Source organism: Mesorhizobium sp. M1E.F.Ca.ET.041.01.1.1, assembly GCF_003997355.1.
Classification (GTDB): Bacteria; Pseudomonadota; Alphaproteobacteria; order Rhizobiales; family Rhizobiaceae; genus Mesorhizobium.
The window spans coordinates 1-625 of sequence record NZ_RZSL01001195.1; the positions used below are offsets into that span (position 1 = coordinate 1).

The window sequence follows — 625 nt, forward strand, 5'->3', positions numbered from 1 at the left end:
AGCCATGCTCGCCGCAAGTTGCGTGCTCTGTTTCATTCACATCGTTCTCGCCTCGCATTCGGCGAGCTTCCAGCGAGGTTACCGCTGGACGGCCAGCGCCCGAGACGCCGAAGTCCCTCCGCTCACAGGGATGGCAGGGCGCCTTGAAAGGGCACTGCGAAACTTCGTCGAGACATTTCCGGTGTTCGTGGCGGCGGTTTTTCTTGTTCACGCGGCTGGCCACGAGACCGCGCTCAGCAAGTGGGGAGCCGGACTCTATTTTTCGGCCAGGCTGGTCTATCTTCCGCTCTATGCATTCGGCGTTCCCCTGCTCCGCTCGCTCGTTTGGAACGTTGCGTTTGTTGGAATCGTTCTGCTTTTGCTGGCATCGGTGTGGCCCGATCCGCCTTTACTAGGGAACAGTTAACCACGAACACGGTAGCCTTCCGGCCACGGCAATCGGGGTTTCTGGCGGATGAAAGGATTGAAGCTGACGCATCTCGCGGCGCTGCTTGCGGCGCTGGCGGCGTCGGCTGTCGCCGTGACCGAGCCGCAGGCGGCCTCCCGCATGTGCCGCCAGCTCGAAGCCGAGCTTGCCGCCGCGCGCGGCGGTGGCGGCGAACCGGGCCTGATCCGCAAATATGAC

1 protein-coding gene is annotated in these 625 nt (G+C 63.0%); it reads left to right on the forward strand.

Annotated elements, in window-relative coordinates; all coding sequences use genetic code 11:
- The coding region (locus EOA38_RS38305; protein ID WP_210213034.1) for an MAPEG family protein at window positions 1-406 on the forward strand (406 nt) is incomplete at its 5' end.
- Window positions 407-625 lie beyond the last annotated feature (219 nt).